Origin of the sequence: Cupriavidus sp. 2TAF22, assembly GCF_052115045.1 — a bacterium.
GTDB lineage: Bacteria > Pseudomonadota > Gammaproteobacteria > Burkholderiales > Burkholderiaceae > Cupriavidus.
This window is the reverse complement of record NZ_JBFRFX010000004.1, coordinates 18,191-37,020: the sequence shown is the minus strand read 5'-3', so window position 1 is coordinate 37,020 and position 18,830 is coordinate 18,191. Positions and strand designations below refer to the sequence as shown.

Sequence of the window (18,830 nt, the reverse complement as noted above, 5' to 3'; positions counted from 1 at the left end):
CCCGAGGCCCATCCGCCCGCCTCACTCCCGTTGCGTCACGCCTGCCGCTTTCATTGCCGCGGCCAGCGTTTGCGCCGTGCGGTTTTTGATATACTCCGGGCCTGCTCCCGGATCCGTGCCATCGAGGCGCGCCACACATCCGCGGGGTCTATCCGCTCGCCGTAGTTCAATGGATAGAACGAGCGCCTCCTAAGCGCTAGATACAGGTTCGATTCCTGTCGGCGGGACCAGTGCAACGCTGGTTCTTCGCGGTTCGTCGGACGATGCCCCGTTTCAGGCTATGTAGTGTCCGTCTCCGTCTAGTGTCCGTCTCTGTCTCCGTCTGCAGGGAAGCCCGGAACCTGCGGCACTCTCCCGGGCTTGACTATGCGCCGCCGGATCACTCAATGCGCCCCCGTCTTCGAAAACAACTGGATCACCGCCACCCCCGCCACGATCAGGCCGATGCCCAGCCATGCCGCCAGGTCCGGGATCTGCCGGTACAGCACGCCGGCGATCAGCGTGACCAGCACGATGCCGGCGCCGCACCAGATGGCGTAGGCAATGCCGACCGGCACGGTTTTCATGACCTGCATCAGCAGGAAGAAGGCGGCCACATAGCCGCTTACCACCAGCAAGCTGGGGAGCAGGCGCGTGAAATTGTCGGCGGCCTTGAGGCTGCTGGTGGCAATCACTTCGGCCACGATGGCCAGGGCCAGGAGCACGTAGCTGTTCATCGGTCGTTTTCCTGCATTGATTGTCGCCGGGTGCGCATTTTCCCACATGGCGTCGGCCGGGCCGGGAAGGGGGTGTACAGTGCGTAACCGGGCGGGCGCGGGCGCGCGGCCACGGACAACCCCCTACTTTCAGGTGGTTGCCCCGCGCCGGGATGCGGCCTTCAATCGCAGTTAGGGTTCCTCAGAGAGCCTGGTATGTCGCGGTAGTGCCGACCAGCTGGCAATACGATAAAGCCGGAGGCGGGTGAGTCAGGTTCACAGGGGGGCGCCATGAAAGGCGACGACGAGTTGCAGACCGTTTGGCCGCAGGTGGATGGCGCGCTGGCGGGGCAGGGGGTCTGGCAGAACACGATTGCCGCCGCGGATGTGGCGCTGGAGGAGGCGTCGCGCATCCAGCGGGGCGTCCAGCACAATCTGCGTTTGCAGCAGGAGGTACGGGCGCTGCGCGAGGAACTGCGCAAGGCGCATGGCGAACTGGACCGCTACCGTGGCATGCATGCGCGGGTGGTGGTGGGCATGCGGCAGCTCGAAGAGGACAACGCCGGCGAGGTCAGCCGCCTGCGCGCCGAGAGCGAGATGCTGATGGTGCGCCACCGGGTCTACAAGCTGCTGGCCGAGCACTACGCGCTGACCGCGCTGAGTTTCGATCCCGCCGTCTTCGCCGAGCACCGCGACCGCGTGCTGCAGCACATTCTCTTCCAGCGCCGCAAGGGCGCGCCGCTATCCGGCATGTGCGCCGCCGATATCGCTTTCCTGCTGCTCTGAGCGGCACGCCCGGCAAGAGTCCGGGGCCGTCTCGCTTCATCTTGACTGCGCGTCGCGGCCCTGGCCGCTTGCCGGGGCGGCGCGCGGGCGCAGCACCAGCAGCGCCAGCATGCCACCCACCACGCCCCAGAAGGCCGAGCCCACGCCCGCCAGCGTCATGCCGGAGGCGGTGATCATGAAGGTCAGCAAGGCCGCCTCGCGTTCGGCTGGCACCTGCATGGCCGTGGTCAGCCCGCTGGCGATGGAGCCGAGCAGGGCGAAGGCCGCCACCGCCACCACCAGCGCCTTGGGAAAGGCGGCGAACAGCGCCGCGATGCTGGCGGCAAGCACACCCGCCACCAGATAGCCGATGCCGCAAACCACGGCTGCCGTGTAGCGGCGGTCGCGGTCGGGGTCGGCCTGCGGGCCGGTGCAGATCGCTGCCGTGATCGCGGCCAGGTTGATGCCGTGCGAGCCGAACGGCGCGAGCAGGGCGGAGGCGATGCCGGTCACGGCGATCAGTGGCGAGGCGGCAACGTGATAGCCGTCGGCGCGCAGCACCGCCAGCCCGGGCACGTTCTGCGAAGCCAGCGCGACGATGAATAGTGGCACCGCGATGCTGACGAACGCCTGCACGGAGAAGGCCGGCGTGGTCCACACCGGCGCCGCCAGCGCGAAATGGAACGCTTCGAAATGCAACTGGCCCAGCGCGCCGGCCAGTGCCACGCCCGCCACCAGCACGCCAGGCACCGCGTAGCGCGGCCACCAGCGCCTGCCGGCCAGGTAGAGCGCAAACATCACCAGCAGCAACACGGTCTGCTGCTGGACCTGTACGAACACATCGACGCTGATGCGGAACAGGATGCCGGCCAGCAGCGCGGAGGCAATGCTGGCCGGCAGGGCGCGCATCAGCTTGTCGAACCAGCCCGTCAGCCCTGCCGCGGTCATCAGCAATGCTGCCATCACGAAGGCGCCGATGGCTTCCGGGTAGGGCACGCCGGGCAGGCTGGCGATGAGCAGCGCCGCGCCGGGCGTGGACCAGGCGATCACGATGGGCGCGCGCGTCAGCAGCGACAGCCCGATGGTGGTGACACCCATGCCGATCGATAGCGCCCAGATCCACGATGCGACCTGCGCATCGGAGAGATGCGCGGCCTGGCCGGCCTGGATCATCAGCACCAGCGAGCTGGTGTAGCCGGTCAGCATGGCTATCAGGCCGGCGACGAGCGCCGGGACGGAGAGATCGGAGAGCTTGGGCGGGACAGTGGCGGGCATCGGGCAGGGTTGCCGGCGATACCTCACGAGGCCTGTGAGCCCCGGAGCGCGCGGCAGGGAAACGAGACGGCGAAGAAAGCGAAGAACCGCGGATGCGGCCGGGCCGCCATCTTCGCACGAGTCTCCTCTTTTTTGTCGCCTGCCTGCCCGCGCCAGGGCGTGGCCGCCCCGGGACGCGTCCCGGGGCACCGGCTCAGTCGGCGACCTTGTCGCTGGGGAACTTGAACGAATCCCGCAGCAGGTAGCTCATCGGGATATCGAGGTTGACCCCGTTCGGCGGGATCGGCGACTGGAACCACTTCTTGTAGAGCTTCTGCGTATCCTGCGAATAGATCGAGGCGATCAGTGCCTTGTCCACCAGGTGCTTGAACTCTGCATCCCGGCGCGACAGCATGATCGCGTAAGGCTCGATCGTCAGCAGTTCGCTGGTAATGGTGAAGCTCGCCGGGTTCTTCGCATTGGCGCGCAGGCCGTAGAGCAGCACGTCGTCCATGATGAAGGCGTCGGCCTTGCCTTGCTCGACCATGGCGAAGGCCTCGGCATGGTCCTTGGCTTCCAGCACCTTCATCTGCATGGCGCCGGCACCGTTGATCTGGCGCACCATGGCCAGCGGCGTGGTGCCGGTCGTCGAGACCACGGTCTTGCCGCGCAGGTCGCTCAGCTTGCGGATGCCCGAGTCGCTCTTGACCAGCATGCGGCTGCCGGCGATGTAGTGCGGGATGGTGAAGGCGACCTGTTCGCGCCGTTCGCGGTTGTTGGTGGTGGAGCCGCACTCGAGATCGGCCTTGCCTTCGACGATGGCGGGGATGCGGCTGGCCGGCGTGACCGGCACGTATTCCACCCTCAGGCCCGGCATCTTCAGGGCGTCGCGCAGCGAGTCGGCCACGCGCAGGCAAAGGTCGACCGCGTAGCCGAACGGCTTGCCGTCCGCCACGAACGAGAACGGCACCGAGCTTTCGCGGTGGGCGATGCGCAGCGTGCCGCTCTGCTGGATGCGCAGCAGGACGGGTGTCGCCGACGTCTGGGCCACGGCAGGCGGCATGCCCGCGGCCACCGTCAGCATCAGTGCAAGCGTGGACAGCAAGGGCAGCGCGCGGCCCCGGGCAGGCGCGAACCCCGGCCGGGCGTCGCGCAAGCAATGCGAACGCGGATAGATCATGGAATTCCCCGTACAAAGAAAAGCGGCTGGAACGACTAATCGCAGAACAAGCGTTGTCTGGCGTCGGGCTGCCCGCACCGGTTGCTGACCGGCTTTTTGTAAGTTGCTGCCGTCGTGCTGCGGCTTGCTTGACCGGCGGCCATTGTTCCATGGCCGTGCGCGGCTCGACAATACGCGCCCAGGGGAGTGTTGCGCGGCGCGCAACTGCGCACTAAAACGGGGGTTTGAACAGGGCATCCGGGTGCGTCGCGCACCGTGGGCGAGAGCGGTGCACGTTGACGGGGCTTTCCCTTACGGATTTGTCCGACTAGAGCGGCGCCGGGGCCCTTGCTATCCTGCATTCGTGCCTTGCGAGCAGGGCACCGAGGAGAGACTCTTGGGCCCGCGCCAGCGCGGGCCCTTCTTTTTTTCCGGCGCATGCCGGGCCGGTCGCCGGCCCCCGCCGCCGGGCCGCGAGGCCACACTGGTCTACAATGCCGGCTACCTGGCATCCTGGCGCCCGGTCCGGCGCGACGCGCTGCCCGCGTGGCGCTGGGCGAGCACCGTTCTGCCGCGCCTTCGTCGTGCCTTGCGCCCGTGGGCGCCAGCGCCGCGCCCGTGCCGCCACCTCTGTCTTCCTTTTCGTACTGCTGCTCCCATGGCCCTGTTTTCGATTTCCGACGCCCAGCTCGCCTTTGGGCATGTGGCCTTGCTCGACCATGCCGACTTCTCCCTGGAAGCCGGCGAGCGCGTCGGCCTGATTGGCCGCAACGGCTCGGGCAAGTCCTCGCTGCTCAAGATCGTGGCCGGCCTGTCCGCGCCGGACGATGGCCTGATCGCGCGCCAGAGTGGCGTGACCTCGGCTTATGTGCCCCAGGAGCCGCAATTCGAGCCCGGCCAGGTGGTATTCGATGCGGTATCCCAGGGCCTGGGCCAGGTCCATGACCTGCTGGTCGCATACGAAGCCGCGCTGGCCGCGCTGGACGACAACCACGACGAGGCCGCGCTGGCCGAGTTGCACCGCCTGCAGTCCGAGGTCGACGCCGCCGGGGCGTGGCAAGTGCGCACGCGCGTGGAAACCACGCTGGCGCAGCTTGGCCTGAGCGCCAATGTGCGGGTGGATGCCTTGTCCGGCGGCATGCAGAAGCGCGTGGCGCTGGCGCAGGCGCTGGTGGCCGAGCCCGACATCCTGCTGCTCGACGAACCCACCAACCACCTGGACGTGGAAGCCATCCGCTGGCTTGAAGACCTGCTGCTGTCCTTCCGCGGCAGCGTGCTGCTCATTACCCACGACCGTGCCTTCCTCGACCGCGTGGCGACCCGCATCGTCGAGCTGGACCGCGGCCGGCTGGTGTCCTTCCCCGGCAACTTCGCCGCCTACCAGACGCGCAAGGCCGAGCAAATGGCGGCCGAGCAGGTCGAGCAGGCGAAGTTCGACAAGCTGCTGGCGCAGGAGGAAGTGTGGATCCGCAAGGGCGTGGAGGCGCGCCGCACGCGCAGCGTGGCCCGCATCCAGCGCCTGGTGACGATGCGCAGCGAGCGCGCCTCGCGGCGCGACGTGCAGGGCAACGTCAAGCTGGAGGTGTCGCAGGGCGAACGCTCCGGCAAGATCGTGGCCGAGCTGACCGACGTCAGCAAGGGCTTCGTCGACAAGGTGGTGGTGCGCGATTTCACCGGCACCATCATGCGCGGCGACAAGGTCGGCCTGATCGGCGCCAACGGCGCCGGCAAGACCACGCTGCTGCGCCTGATCCTCGGCGAGCTGGCACCGGACGGCGGCACCGTGAAGAACGGCAGCAATATGCAGGTGGCGTATTTCGACCAGATGCGCACCCAGCTCGACCTGGAGCGCTCGCTGGCCGATACCATCAGCCCGGGCAGCGACTGGGTCGAGATCAATGGCCAGCGCAAGCACGTGATGAGCTACCTGGGTGATTTCCTGTTCGCGCCCGAGCGCGCGCGTTCCCCGGTGAAGTCACTGTCCGGCGGCGAGCGCAACCGCCTGCTGCTGGCGCGCCTGTTCGCCCGCCCGGCCAATGTGCTGGTGCTCGACGAGCCGACCAACGACCTCGACATCGACACGCTGGAGCTGCTCGAGGAACTGCTGCAGGACTATAGCGGCACCGTGTTCCTGGTCTCGCACGACCGGGCCTTCCTCGACAACGTGGTGACCTCGACCATTGCCGCCGAAGGCGACGGGCGCTGGCGCGAATACGTGGGCGGCTATTCCGACTGGCAGGTGCAGTCGGCACGCAGCACGGCCATGCAGGAAGCGCGCGGCGGCGAGCGCAAGGCCGCCGAGGCAGCCAAGCCGCGCGAGGCCCGCGCGGCCGCGCGCGTCAAGCTGTCGTACAAAGAGCAGCGTGAACTGGACGGCCTGCCCGAGCGCATCGCCGCGCTCGAGAAGGAGCAGCAGACCGTGTCCGCGCAACTCGCGGACGGTACGCTCTACGCCAGCGATCCCGCCAAGGCGACGCAGCTCGGCACCCGCCACGACGAGATCGAGATGGAACTGCTGGAGACGCTGGAGCGCTGGGAAGTGCTGGAGGCGAAGACAAAGGGCGAGGCGCAGTAAAGTCCGGACGCCGCCGCGCTGCTGCCAGGCTCCGCCAAGGCCGCCCGCGGTGCCCGAGGTCGTTTCCTTTCTCCCCTCATGGGGAAGGGGAGGAATCAATCAGGGCGTGGCCGGGCCCGCTAGCCGCACCAGGCCAGCACCATATTGGTCAGGTCGACCATGAAGGCCGGCCGCAGGTAGCCCAGGAAGGCCAGCGCCAGCACCATGGCCGCCACCGCGAAGCCGGTGGCGCGCAAGACGGTGGCGCGCGCGATCATGCCGCCACCACCCGCGGGCGCGAGATGGCGTGCTCGCGGATCGGCAGGTTGACCAGTGCGGCGAGCGCGCCCAGCCCGATGGCGATCATCCACACCGTGTTGTAGTTGCCGGTGCGGTCATAGAGGAAGCCGCCCAGCCACGCCCCCAGGAAGCTGCCGATCTGGTGCGAGAAGAACACCACCCCGGACAGCATCGACAAGTACTGCACGCCGAACACCTGGGCGATGATGCCGTTGGTCAGCGGCACCGTGGACAGCCACAACAAGCCCATCAGCGCGGCGAACACCCAGGTGCTGGCGGCCGTGAGCGGCAACAGCAGGTAGGCCGCGATCACCACCGAGCGGGTGATGTAGATGAACGACAGCAGGTACCGCTTGGGCATGCGCTGGCCCAGCGCGCCGGCAGTGTAGGTGCCGAACACATTGAACAGGCCGATCAGCGCCAGCGCCACGGTGGCGACCTTGGGATCGGTCAGGCCGCGGTCCTTCAGGTACGGCGCAAGGTGCACGCCGATGAACACGACCTGGAACCCGCACACGAAGTAACCCAGCGTCAGCAGCTGGAAGTTGCGGTTGCCGAAGGCCTCCCGCACGGCCTGGCCGATGGTCTGCTGGAAACCGCCCGCATGCGCTTCGGCTTTCGGCTCGCGCAGGCTGAAGGCCAGCGGCAGCATCAGGCAGGCCAGCACCGCCAGCACGAGCAGCGCGTTTTGCCAGCCGGCCGTGGAAATCAGCGTCTGCTCCACCGGAATCATCAGGAACTGCCCGAACGAGCCCGCCGCCGCGGATATGCCCATGGCCCACACGCGCTTCTCGGCGCTGGCCACGCGCCCGATCACGCCGTAGACCACGCTATACGTGGTTCCCGATTGCGCGATGCCGATCAGGATGCCGGCGCCCGAGGCAAAGGCGGTGCCGGAGCTGGCCATGGCCATGACCAGCAGGCCTGCCACATAGAGCGCCACGCCGATCAGCATGATGCGGAACGCGCCGAACTTGTCGGCCAGCGCCCCGGTAAACGGCTGGGTCACCCCCCACATCAGGTTCTGCAGCGCCAGCGCAAAGGCGAAAGTCTCGCGGCTCCAGCCATGCGCCTGGGTGATCGGCAGGTTGAACAGCCCGAATCCGTGCCGGATGCCCATCGACAAGGTGACCAGCAAGCCACCGCAAATCAGCACGGTGGTGAGGGAAAGTGGTTTCTTCTGCATGGTGTTCTGCATCTTGGCGTGCGTCCCTTGGCTCTGTTTGTCGTGTTGTTCTAATTTTGTTCTGGTTCTTCTCTCGTTCTGCTCTCATCCTTCGCCGGCGCCTGCCGCAGGCGCCCTTGCCGGCTGCCCCGGCAAGGGCGCAGCCTGGCCGCGCAGCCCGGTGCGGGGGAGTTTACTCCGCATCCGGGGGCCGCGTGGCGCGCCGGGACGGCGCAGCAATGTGCCGCATCGGGCGCGGGCTGATGCGATCGAGAATGGTGGCAAGACGGTCACGCGCTTCCATTACAATGCAGGCTGCCCGGCCACCCTGGCTGGCGCGCGGCGGACCGCCGTGGCGCCGGGCTGGCCGAGAATCCCACTAAGCAAGCGACTCCATGGCGAGCAAAACCAGTCAGTACAGCGAATCTTCCATCCGGGTCCTCAAGGGCCTGGAGCCGGTCAAGCAACGGCCCGGCATGTACACCCGTACCGACAACCCCCTGCACATCGTGCAGGAAGTGATCGACAACGCCTCCGATGAAGCCCTGGGCGGGTATGGCACCGAGATCATGGTCACCCTGCACCGCGACGGCAGCGTCAGCGTGGAGGACGACGGCCGCGGCATCCCGGTCGGCATCCATCCCGAAGAGCAGGTCCCGGTGGTGGAGATCGTCTTCACGCGCCTGCACGCGGGCGRCAAGTTCGACAAGGGCAAGGGCGGCGCCTATGCCTTTTCCGGCGGCCTGCACGGCGTCGGCGTTTCGGTCACCAACGCGCTGTCGACGCAGCTCGACGTCACCGTCTGGCGCGACGGCAACAACGCCACGCTGACCTTCTCGGGCGGCGACGTCACCGTGCCGCTGGCCACCCGCAAGCTCGAGCGCGGCGAGAAGAAGAGCGGCACGCGCGTGCAGGTGTGGCCGGACCCCAAGTATTTCGATTCGGCCACCATCCCGCTGGCCGAGTTGCAGCGTCTGCTGCGCAGCAAGGCCGTGCTGCTGCCAGGCGTGAAGGTCACCCTGCTGCATGAGAAGAACGGCGAGCGCCAGACCTGGCAGTACGACCAGGGCCTCAAGGGCTACCTGGTCGAAGCGCTGGCGCAGGGCAGCGGCGCCGAACTGGTGGTGCCGATGTTCGAGGGCGAGCATTTCGCCGACCCGGACGCCAACGCCGCCGAAGAAGGCTTTGCCGAGGGCGAGGGCGCAACGTGGGTGGTGGCCTGGACCGAGGACGGCGCGCCGGTGCGCGAGTCCTACGTCAACCTGATCCCCACGCCGGCCGGCGGCACGCACGAGTCCGGCCTGCGCGAGGGCCTGTTCCAGGCGGTCAAGAGTTTTATCGAGATGCACGCGCTGCAGCCCAAGGGCGTCAAGCTGATGAGCGAAGACGTGTTCGCGCGCGCCTCGTTCGTGCTGTCGGCCAAGGTGCTGGACCCGCAGTTCCAGGGCCAGATCAAGGAGCGCCTGAACAGCCGCGACGCGGTGCGCCTGGTGTCCACCTTCAGCCGTCCCGCGCTGGAGCTGTGGCTCAACCACCATGTCGAGTACGGCAAGAAGCTGGCCGAGCTGGTGATCCGCCAGGCCCAGGCGCGCACGCGCGCCGCGCAGAAGGTGGAGAAGAAGAAGGGCTCGGGCGTGGCCGTGCTGCCGGGCAAGCTGACCGACTGCGAATCCACCGACGTCACCCGCAACGAACTGTTCCTGGTCGAAGGCGACTCCGCCGGCGGCTCGGCCAAGATGGGGCGCGACAAGGAGTTCCAGGCCATCCTGCCGCTGCGCGGCAAGGTGCTCAATACCTGGGAGACCGAGCGCGACCGCCTGTTCGCCAACAACGAGGTGCACGACATCGCGGTGGCGATCGGCGTGGACCCGCACGGCCCCAACGACGAGCCCGACCTGTCCAACCTGCGCTACGGCAAGATCTGCATCCTGTCCGACGCGGACGTGGACGGCGCGCACATCCAGGTGCTGTTGCTGACGCTGTTCTTCCGCCATTTCCCCAAGCTGATCGACAACGGCAATGTGTGCGTGGCACGCCCGCCGCTGTACCGGGTGGATGCGCCCGCGCGCGGCAAGAAGCCGGCGCAGAAGCTCTACGCGCTCGACGACGGCGAGCTGGTGGCGATCCAGGACAAGCTGCTCAAGGACGGCGTCAAGGAGAACAGCTGGCAGATCTCCCGCTTCAAGGGCCTGGGCGAGATGAATGCCGAGCAGCTCTGGGAAACCACCATGAACCCCGATACGCGCCGCTTGCTGCCGGTGGCGCTGGGCAGCTTCGACCTGCCGCAGACCGTGGGCGTGATGAACATGCTGATGGGCAAGGGCGAGGCCGCGCAGCGGCGCACCTGGCTCGAAGAGCGGGGCAACGAGGTGGTGGCCGACATCTGAGCGGCCCGCTTCCGAGATCCGCATGACGCGAGGAAACCCGATGGCGAATACCAGACCTGAGAGCAAGCGGTGGCGGCGCATGGCTGCCGTCCTGCTGCTGGCCGGCCTGGCTTGCGCGCCGGCGGCCCACGCGGCGCTTTATGGCTATATCGACGACGACGGCGTGGCGCATTTTGCCGACGAGAAGCTCGATGAGCGCTATACGCTGTTCATGCGGAACGGCGGCGAGCTGCGCGTCTCGCCGGGCCGCGCGGGCGCGGGCGCGGGCGCTGGCGCTGGCGGCCAGATCGACCTGGAGACGCACAAGCTCTACCGCTATATCGTCAACCACCCGAACATCGCCACGGTCGAGCCGATCATCCGCCAGGTGGCGCAGGCGCAGAACGTGGACCCGGCGCTGGTCAAGGCGGTGATGGCGGTGGAGTCGGGCTTCAATGCCGGCGCGGTGTCGCCCAAGGGCGCGATCGGGCTGATGCAGGTGATTCCCGACACCGGCGCGCGCTTTGGCGTCGCCGCCGACGCGCGCCGCACGGTGGAGCAGAAGCTGGCGGACCCGCGCACCAATATCTCGGCCGGCGTGCGCTACCTGCGCTGGCTGATGGAGCTGTTCCCCGGCAACCTCGAACTGGTGCTGGCGGCGTACAACGCGGGAGAGGGCGCGGTGCAGCGCTACAACAACCGCGTCCCGCCGTTCCCGGAGACGCAACAGTATGTCAGCACGGTGCTGCAGTTCTACCGCTTCTACCAGCCGGGCGGCACGCCCGCGAGCGTGGCGGGAGGCGGCGCGGGCGGCGTGAGCCGCGTCAAGATGGTGATCGGCGGGCGCCGCAACATGCCCTGACACCGACAACGAACAATATGCAACCGGCGCGCCGCGCTACAGACAGGCGCGCCGTCTTCCTGCCAAGCCATGGAACAACAAGACACTCTGTTTGACCCAGGTTCGCCCGATGGTGGCGCGGACTCGCTGACGCTCGCGCACTACGCCGAGCGCGCCTACCTCGACTACGCCATCAGCGTGGTCAAGGGACGCGCGCTGCCGGAAGTGGCCGACGGCCAGAAGCCGGTGCAGCGCCGCATCCTGTTCGCCATGCACGAAATGGGCCTGCGCTCCGACGCCAAGCCGGTCAAGTCCGCGCGCGTGGTGGGCGACGTGCTGGGCAAGTATCACCCGCACGGCGACCAGTCCGCCTACGACGCGCTGGTGCGCCTGGCGCAGGACTTCTCGCTGCGCTACCCGCTGATCGACGGCCAGGGCAACTTCGGCTCGCGCGACGGCGACGGCGCGGCGGCCATGCGCTACACCGAGGCGCGCCTCACGCCGATCTCGCGCCTGCTGCTCGACGAGATCGACCAGGGCACGGTGGACTTCGTGCCCAACTACGACGGCTCGATGGAAGAGCCCAAGCTGATGCCCGCGCGGCTGCCCTTCGTGCTGCTCAACGGCGCATCCGGCATCGCCGTGGGCATGGCCACCGAAGTGCCGCCGCACAACCTGCGCGAAGTGGCGGCGGCCACCGTGGCGATGATCCGCAATCCCAACATCACGCTGGCCGAGCTGCTGGCGCTGATGCCGGGTCCTGACTATCCGGGCGGCGGCCAGATCATCTCGCCGGCCTCGGATATCGCGCAGATCTACGAGGGCGGCCGCGGCAGCCTGAAGGTGCGCGCGCGCTGGATCATCGAGGACATGGCGCGCGGCCAGTGGCAACTGGTGGTGACCGAACTGCCGCCAAGCACGTCGGCGCAGAAGGTGCTCGAGGAAATCGAGGAAATCACCAACCCGAAGGTCCGCACCGGCAAGAAGTCGCTCACGCCCGAGCAACTGCAGCTCAAGCAGGGCATGCTGGCCGTGCTCGACGCGGTGCGCGACGAGTCCGGCAAGGACGCGCCGGTGCGCCTGGTGTTCGAGCCCAAGAGCAAGAACATCGAGCAGCAGGATTTCATCCAGACGCTGCTCGCGCATACCAGCCTGGAGTCGGGCGCGTCGATCAACCTGGTGATGATCGGCACCGACGGCCGGCCGCGCCAGAAGGGCCTGCCCGAGATCCTGCGCGAGTGGATCGCGTTCCGCTTCGAGACCGTCACGCGCCGCACGCGCTATCGCCTGGGCAAGGTCGAGGACCGCATCCACATCCTCGAAGGCCGCATGCTGGTGTTGCTCAATATCGACGAGGTGATCCGCATCATCCGCGAGAGCGACGAACCCAAGCCGGCGCTGATGCAGGCCTTCGGCCTGTCCGACCGCCAGGCCGAGGACATCCTGGAAATCCGCCTGCGCCAGCTGGCCCGGCTCGAAGCCCTGCGCATCGAGAAGGAACTGAAGGAGCTGCGCGAAGAACAGGCCGACCTCGACGTGCTGCTCAAGTCCGAGACCGTGATGCGCCGGCGCATCATCAAGGAGATCGAGACCGACGCCAAGCAGTTCAGCCCCGAAGACAAGGACCCGCGCCGCACGCTGATCCAGGAAGAACGCCGCGCCGCCGCCGAAGTGCGCGTGGTCGACGAGCCCGTCACCGTGGTGGTCTCGCAGAAGGGCTGGGTGCGCACGCGCCAGGCCCACGGCCACGACGCGCAGCAGTTCACCTTCAAGGCGGGCGACGCGCTCTACGGCACCTTCGAGTGCCGCACGGTGGACGTGATGCTGGTGTTCGGCACCAACGGCCGTGTGTACACGGTGCCGGTGGCCGGGCTGCCCGGCGGGCGTGGCGACGGCGTGCCGGTGACCACGCTGATCGAGCTGCAGGCCGGCAGCCAGATCGCCCATACCTTCGCCGGCGGACTCGACCAGCGCATGCTGATCGCCACGCAGGGCGGCAACGGCTTCCAGACCAAGGTGGGCGACATGGTCAGCCGGCAGAAGGGCGGCCGCGCCTACCTCACGCTGGACGAAGGCGACGCCCCGCTGGTGCCCGCGCCGATCGGCGAGGAGGCCACGCATGTGGCCTGCCTGTCGGCCAATGGCCGCATGCTGCTGGTCGCGCTCGACGAGATCAAGTCCCTGTCGGCCGGCGGCCGCGGCGTGATCCTGATGGAGCTCGAGCCCAAGGAAACGCTGCTGCAGGCCATCGCCGTGGGCGCGCCGGGGCTGGTGCTGTCCGGTGCAGGGCGTGGCGGCAAGCCGGGCTCGCAGAAGGTGGCGGGGCAGAACCTGCTGCCGTATGTGGGCAAGCGCGCCCGCAAGGGCCGCGCGCTGGAGGCCAGGCTCAAGGACCCGCGCATCGATCCCGTGAGGATCGAGCCGCCGGCAGGCGGCAACTGATCTGCCAACCAGGCCCTGCGCGACAAGCGCAGGGCCTTTTTCATTTCCGGCACGCCGCCCAGGGCATCCGCCCGGCCGGCGTGCCGTCTTGCTTGCTTAGTGACATGCCAGTTTCTCCCGTCCCCGGCGGCGACGCGCTTGCGCCGCCGCCCACGCCGCGCCACCTGTTCATCGAATTTGCGCGCATGGGCCTGTCCGGCTTCGGCGGCGTGCTGCCCTTCGTGCGGCGCGCGGTGGTCGACCGCAACCGCTGGCTGGGCGACCGCGACTTCGTCGAGCTGCTGAGCCTCGGGCAGGTGCTGCCCGGGCCCAATGTGATCAACCTCGCGCTCATGCTGGGCCTGCGCTTTGCCGGCCTGCGCGGCGCGCTGGCGGCGTTCGCGGGGCTGGTGATGGTGCCGATGGTGGGGGTGCTGGCGCTGATGCTGCTCTACGAGCACTACCGCGATGTGGCGGCGGTGCAGCGCATGCTGACCGGCATGACCGCGGTGTCGGCGGGCCTGGTGCTGTCGACCGGCTTCAGGCTCGCGCAGAGCCAGCCGCGCACGGTGCGCGGCATCATGATCGGCGTGGCGGCCTTCGCCGGCATCGGGCTGCTGCGCTGGCCGCTGGTGCCGGTGATGGCGGTGCTGGTGCCGCTCGGCCTGGTGCTCGAGTGGCACGCGGAGGGCCAGGCGCTGCGGGCACACGCGGCGGCGCAGGCGGCCCTGCCGCCGGCGGCGATCGAGCTGCCGCCGGTGCCCCCGGGCGATGGCGGCGTCGACCCTGCCCCGGGCGAGGAGCCGCGCCAATGAACCCGCCCAATGTGCTCAGCAGCCTGCTCACCCATTTCCTGCTGCTGTCCTTCCTGGCCATCGGCGGCGCCAGCTCCACCATCCCGGACATGCACCGCTTCCTGGTGGAGTCCAACGGCTGGATGACCGATACGCAGTTCTCCGCCATGTATGCGATCTCGCAAGCCGCGCCGGGGCCGAACATCCTGTTCGTCGCGCTGTTCGGCTGGCAGGTGGCGGGGCTGGCCGGGGCCATCGTCGGCATGATCGGCATCTGCGGCCCGTCGAGCGTGATCGCGCTCGGCTTCGAGTATTTCGCCGGGCGCTCGCCGCATGCGCGCTGGCCGGGGCTGATCCGGCGCGGGCTTGCCACGCTCACCATCGGCCTGCTGTTTTCCACCGGCTGGATCCTGGCCGCGAGCGTGGATCACCGCTGGACCGCGGTGGCGGTGACGCTGGTCACCATCGTGCTGATGCTCAAGACGCGCGTGCACCCGCTGATGCTGGTGGCGCTGGGGGCGGGGGCCGGCTTGCTGGGCCTCGTCTAGCGCGCGGCGCCGCGGCCGCGGCCATGCGCCGGTGCGGCGCACGGCGGATGCGCTGAACGCGGCGCACGAACGCTGTCTGCCGCGCGTGCTATTCCACGCCGACGAAGCCGCCGGTCTGGTGCGCCCACAGCCGCGCGTAGAGGCCGCCGTGCGCCAGCAGCTCGGCGTGCGTGCCGCTCTCCGCGATGCGCCCGTTGTCCAGCACCACCAGGCGGTCCATGCGCGCGATGGTGGAGAGCCGGTGCGCGATGGCGATCACGGTCTTGCCCCGCATCAGCGTTTCCAGGTTCTCCTGGATGGCGGCTTCTACTTCGGAATCGAGCGCCGAGGTGGCTTCGTCGAGGATCAGGATCGGCGCGTCCTTGAGCAGCACGCGCGCCACCGCGATGCGCTGGCGCTGCCCGCCGGAGAGCTTGACGCCGCGCTCGCCGACCTGGGCGTCGAGCCCGGTGGCGCCGTGGGCGTCGCGCAGTTGCGGGATGAAGCCGGCGGCGTGGGCGTCCGCGGCGGCGGCCATCAGTTCCGCCTCGGTGGCATCGGGGCGGCCGTAGCGCAGGTTGTCGCGGATCGAGCGGTGCAGCAGCGAGGTGTCCTGCGTCACCATGCCGATCTGCGCGCGCAGGCTCTCCTGCGTGACCGCGGCAATGTCCTGGCCGTCGATCAGGATGCGGCCCTGCTCGACGTCGTACAGCCGCAGCAGCAGGTTGACCAGCGTGGACTTGCCCGCGCCGGACGGGCCGACCAGGCCGATCTTCTCGCCAGGGCGCACTGTGAGGTCGATCTTGTCGATCACGCCAGCGCCCTTGCCATAGTGGAATCCCACGTCCTCGAAGCGTACCTCGCCGCGCGTCACGCGCAGCGGCGGCGCGCCCTCCCGGTCGGTCACCTTGCGCGGCACCGAGATGGTCTGCATGCCGTCCTGCACCTGGCCGACATTCTCGAAGATGCCGTTGATCACCCACATGATCCAGCCCGACATATTGACGATGCGGATCACCAGCCCGGCCGAGAGCGCGATCGCGCCCACGCTGATGCGGCCGTCGCTCCATAGCCACAGGGCCAGCCCGGTGGTGCCGGCGATCAGTGCGCCGTTGAGCGCGGTGACGGTGAAATCCATGGCGCTCACCATGCGGCCCGAGCGGCGTGCCTTGTCGGTGAGGTCGGCCATGGCCTCGCGCGCGTAGTCTTCTTCCAGGCGCGTGTGGGCGAACAGCTTGAGCGTGGTGATATTGGTGTAGCCGTCGACGATGCGCCCCATCAGCCGCGAGCGCGCGCCGGTGGCGGCCACCGAGCGCGCCTTCACGCGCGGCGTGAAGTACAGCATGGCCGCCGTGTAGCAGCAGATCCATAGCAGCAGCGGCAGCATCAGCCGCCAGTCGGCCTGCGCGAACAGGTAGAGCGAACTGGCGGCGTAGATCAGCACGTGCCAGATCGCATCCACCGCCTGCACGGCGGAGTCGCGCAGCGAGAAGCCGGTCTGCATGATGCGCTGGGCGATGCGCCCGGCGAAGTCGTTCTGGAAGAACCACATGCTCTGCTTGAGCACGTAGCGGTGGTTCTGCCAGCGTACGAGATTGCCCAGGCTGGGATTGATGACCTGGTGCACCAGGATGTCGTGCAGGCCGTTGAAGAGCGGGCGCAGCAGCAGCGCCACCACGGCCATCCAGGCCAGTTCGCCGGCATGGCGCCGGAAGAACTCCGGGCCCGGCGTGGCTTGCGCGAGATCCACCAGCCGGCCGAGGAAACCGAACAGCGCGACCTCGATCAGCGCGCCCGCCAGCCCGACCGCCAGCAGGAACACAAAGACCGGCCACACCTCGCGCAGGTAGTAGGCATAGAAGCGCCAGATCTGCCCGGGCGGCTCGGTGTCGGGCAGGCTGCGAAACGGGTCGATCATTCGTTCCAGCAAGCGCAGCAGCATGGGTCTCCTGGGGTCTCGGGGCCGCTCCGGCGCCGACCCGGCACTGACCCGGCACCACGGACTGCCATGATACCCAGATCGGGTGCGCGCGCCGGAAGCCGTCCCCTGCACTCGTGGCCGGATCCCGGACGCTCCGGCGCGCCAGGTCCTTCGTACCAGGTGCGCTGCAAGCGCCGCTTTCTGGCCATATTGGCCGCTTCCGCCATTCGCGATGGACGATATCCGGGAAATCACCAATACATCTATGCTTGTCTATACAACACTATACACGCACAGCACAGCCACACAGCGGCATGTGCAGGCCTCATTCCCGCGACATTCAGGCGCCATCCCAGCGCCATCACCAAGGAGTCCCCCGTGAGCGACAACTTCCGCTTCCGCGATGTAGAGATCCGCGCCCCGCGCGGCAGCCAGCTGAACGCCAAGAGCTGGCAGACCGAAGCGCCGCTGCGCATGCTGATGAACAATCTCGACCCGGAAGTGGCGGAGAACCCCAAGGAACTGGTGGTGTACGGCGGCATCGGCCGCGCCGCGCGCAACTGGGAGTGCTACGACAAGATCGTGGCCACGCTGAAGACCCTGAACGACGATGAAACCCTGCTGGTGCAGTCGGGCAAGCCGGTGGGCGTGTTCAAGACGCACAGCAACGCCCCGCGCGTGCTGATCGCCAACTCCAACCTGGTGCCGCACTGGGCCAACTGGGAACACTTCAACGAACTCGACGCCAAAGGCCTTGCCATGTACGGCCAGATGACCGCCGGCAGCTGGATCTACATCGGCAGCCAGGGCATCGTGCAGGGTACCTACGAGACCTTCGTCGAAGCCGGCCGCCAGCACTACGACGGCAGCCTCAAGGGCCGCTGGGTGCTGACCGCCGGCCTGGGCGGCATGGGTGGCGCGCAGCCGCTGGCCGCCACGCTGGCCGGCGCCTGCTCGCTGAACATCGAATGCCAGCAGGCCAGCATCGATTTCCGCCTGCGCACGCGCTACGTGGATGAGCAGGCCAGCGATCTCGACGACGCGCTGGCCCGCATCGCCAAATACACCGCCGAAGGCCGTGCCGTCTCCATCGCGCTGTGCGCCAACGCCGCCGAAGTGCTGCCGGAACTGGTGCGCCGCGGCGTGCGCCCGGACATGGTCACCGACCAGACCAGCGCCCACGACCCGCTCAACGGCTACCTGCCGGCAGGCTGGACCTGGGGCCAGTACCGCGACCGCGCGCAGACCGACCYGGCCGCCGTGGTCAAGGCCGCCAAGCAGTCGATGGCCCTGCACGTGCAGGCCATGCTGGACTTCCAGAAGATGGGCGTGCCCACCTTCGACTACGGCAACAACATCCGCCAGATGGCCAAGGAAGAAGGCGTCGAGAACGCCTTCGACTTCCCCGGCTTCGTGCCTGCGTACATCCGTCCCCTGTTCTGCCGCGGCGTGGGCCCGTTCCGCTGGGCCGCGCTGTCGGGCGACCCGCAGGACATCTACAAGACCGACGCCAAGGTCAAGGAGCTGATCCCCGACGACGCCCACCTGCACCGCTGGCTCGACATGGCGCGCGAGCGCATCAGCTTCCAGGGCCTGCCGGCGCGCATCTGCTGGGTTGGCCTGGGCCTGCGCGCCAAGCTCGGCCTGGCCTTCAACGAGATGGTGCGCAGCGGCGAACTGTCGGCGCCGGTGGTGATCGGCCGCGACCACCTGGATTCCGGCTCGGTGGCCAGCCCCAACCGCGAAACCGAAAGCATGCGCGACGGCTCCGACGCCGTGTCCGACTGGCCGCTGCTCAACGCGCTGCTCAACACGGCCAGCGGCGCCACCTGGGTCTCGCTGCACCATGGCGGCGGCGTGGGCATGGGCTTCTCGCAGCATTCCGGCGTGGTGATCGTGTGCGACGGCACCGATGAAGCCGCGGCCCGCATCGCCCGCGTGCTGCACAACGATCCGGCCACCGGCGTGATGCGCCATGCCGACGCCGGCTACGAGATCGCCATCGACTGCGCCCGCGAACAAGGGCTGAACCTGCCGATGCTGGGCCGCTGAGCGGGCTGCCGAGCAT

The 18,830-nt window shown here is 68.4% G+C and carries 13 protein-coding genes, 1 tRNA gene and 1 pseudogene; 9 read left to right on the top strand and 6 right to left on the bottom strand.

From position 1 onward, the window contains the following. The first annotated feature begins 155 nt into the window (after nucleotides 1-155). Nucleotides 156-230, top strand: a tRNA-Arg gene (locus tag AB4Z48_RS06575). A 153-nt stretch (nucleotides 231-383) separates the two neighbouring features. On the opposite strand, the gene AB4Z48_RS06570 is transcribed toward AB4Z48_RS06575, so the two are convergent. After that, nucleotides 384-716: a DMT family transporter gene (locus AB4Z48_RS06570; protein ID WP_441613087.1), complete on the bottom strand. Its 333-nt coding sequence runs from the start codon at nucleotides 714-716 to the stop codon at nucleotides 384-386. A gap of 270 nt (nucleotides 717-986) precedes the next feature. On the opposite strand from AB4Z48_RS06570, the gene AB4Z48_RS06565 reads away from it, so the two are divergent. Then, the gene (locus AB4Z48_RS06565; protein WP_441613086.1) at nucleotides 987-1,481 is read left to right on the top strand and encodes a hypothetical protein; all 495 of its coding nucleotides are present in this window, start codon (nucleotides 987-989) and stop codon (nucleotides 1,479-1,481) included. Between the two features lie 36 nt (nucleotides 1,482-1,517). Here AB4Z48_RS06565 and AB4Z48_RS06560 read toward each other — a convergent pair whose 3' ends face one another. Then, nucleotides 1,518-2,735: a benzoate/H(+) symporter BenE family transporter gene (locus AB4Z48_RS06560; protein ID WP_441613085.1), complete on the bottom strand. Its 1,218-nt coding sequence runs from the start codon at nucleotides 2,733-2,735 to the stop codon at nucleotides 1,518-1,520. 193 nt (nucleotides 2,736-2,928) lie between these two features. After that, nucleotides 2,929-3,798 carry an amino acid ABC transporter substrate-binding protein gene (locus AB4Z48_RS06555; RefSeq protein WP_441613321.1) on the bottom strand — a complete coding sequence of 290 codons (870 nt, stop codon included), beginning with the start codon at nucleotides 3,796-3,798 and terminating at the stop codon, nucleotides 2,929-2,931. 733 nt (nucleotides 3,799-4,531) lie between these two features. Here AB4Z48_RS06555 and AB4Z48_RS06550 point away from each other — a divergent pair. After that, entirely contained in the window at nucleotides 4,532-6,448 is a 1,917-nt protein-coding gene (locus AB4Z48_RS06550) for an ATP-binding cassette domain-containing protein (protein ID WP_441613084.1), read from the top strand. Nucleotides 6,449-6,567: 119 nt separating this feature from the next. Here the strand turns inward: AB4Z48_RS06550 and AB4Z48_RS06545 are convergent, their stop codons facing one another. Continuing rightward, nucleotides 6,568-6,705, bottom strand: a complete 138-nt coding sequence (locus AB4Z48_RS06545) for a hypothetical protein (RefSeq protein WP_441613083.1) — start codon at nucleotides 6,703-6,705, stop codon at nucleotides 6,568-6,570. Beyond that, nucleotides 6,702-7,913, bottom strand: coding sequence for an MFS transporter (locus AB4Z48_RS06540; RefSeq protein WP_441613082.1), 1,212 nt, complete (start codon nucleotides 7,911-7,913; stop codon nucleotides 6,702-6,704). The genes AB4Z48_RS06545 and AB4Z48_RS06540 overlap by 4 nt, the downstream gene beginning before the upstream one ends. Before the next feature lie 374 nt (nucleotides 7,914-8,287). On the opposite strand from AB4Z48_RS06540, the gene AB4Z48_RS06535 reads away from it, so the two are divergent. From AB4Z48_RS06535 to AB4Z48_RS06515, 5 genes and pseudogenes are all read left to right on the top strand, one after another. Next, nucleotides 8,288-10,279, top strand: a complete 1,992-nt coding sequence (locus AB4Z48_RS06535; protein WP_441613081.1) for a DNA topoisomerase IV subunit B — start codon at nucleotides 8,288-8,290, stop codon at nucleotides 10,277-10,279. A 40-nt stretch (nucleotides 10,280-10,319) separates the two neighbouring features. Next, on the top strand, nucleotides 10,320-11,120 hold the full coding sequence (locus AB4Z48_RS06530) for a lytic transglycosylase domain-containing protein (RefSeq protein WP_441613080.1): 801 nt from the start codon (nucleotides 10,320-10,322) through the stop codon (nucleotides 11,118-11,120). Between the two features lie 69 nt (nucleotides 11,121-11,189). Next, a complete protein-coding gene (gene parC / locus AB4Z48_RS06525) occupies nucleotides 11,190-13,541 on the top strand; it encodes a DNA topoisomerase IV subunit A (RefSeq protein ID WP_441613079.1) in 2,352 nt (783 codons plus the stop codon). A 104-nt stretch (nucleotides 13,542-13,645) separates the two neighbouring features. Beyond that, a pseudogene (locus AB4Z48_RS06520) lies at nucleotides 13,646-14,206 on the top strand (chromate transporter); the annotation flags it as partial. Between the two features lie 125 nt (nucleotides 14,207-14,331). Continuing rightward, a complete protein-coding gene (locus AB4Z48_RS06515; RefSeq protein WP_441613078.1) occupies nucleotides 14,332-14,862 on the top strand; it encodes a chromate transporter in 531 nt (176 codons plus the stop codon). An 88-nt stretch (nucleotides 14,863-14,950) separates the two neighbouring features. On the opposite strand, the gene AB4Z48_RS06510 is transcribed toward AB4Z48_RS06515, so the two are convergent. After that, the gene (locus AB4Z48_RS06510) at nucleotides 14,951-16,783 is read right to left on the bottom strand and encodes an ABC transporter ATP-binding protein (RefSeq protein WP_441613077.1); all 1,833 of its coding nucleotides are present in this window, start codon (nucleotides 16,781-16,783) and stop codon (nucleotides 14,951-14,953) included. Between the two features lie 357 nt (nucleotides 16,784-17,140). Here AB4Z48_RS06510 and hutU point away from each other — a divergent pair, with 357 nt between their 5' ends. After that, nucleotides 17,141-18,814 carry a urocanate hydratase gene (gene hutU, locus AB4Z48_RS06505; protein ID WP_441613076.1) on the top strand — a complete coding sequence of 558 codons (1,674 nt, stop codon included), beginning with the start codon at nucleotides 17,141-17,143 and terminating at the stop codon, nucleotides 18,812-18,814. The last annotated feature ends 16 nt before the right edge of the window (nucleotides 18,815-18,830 follow it).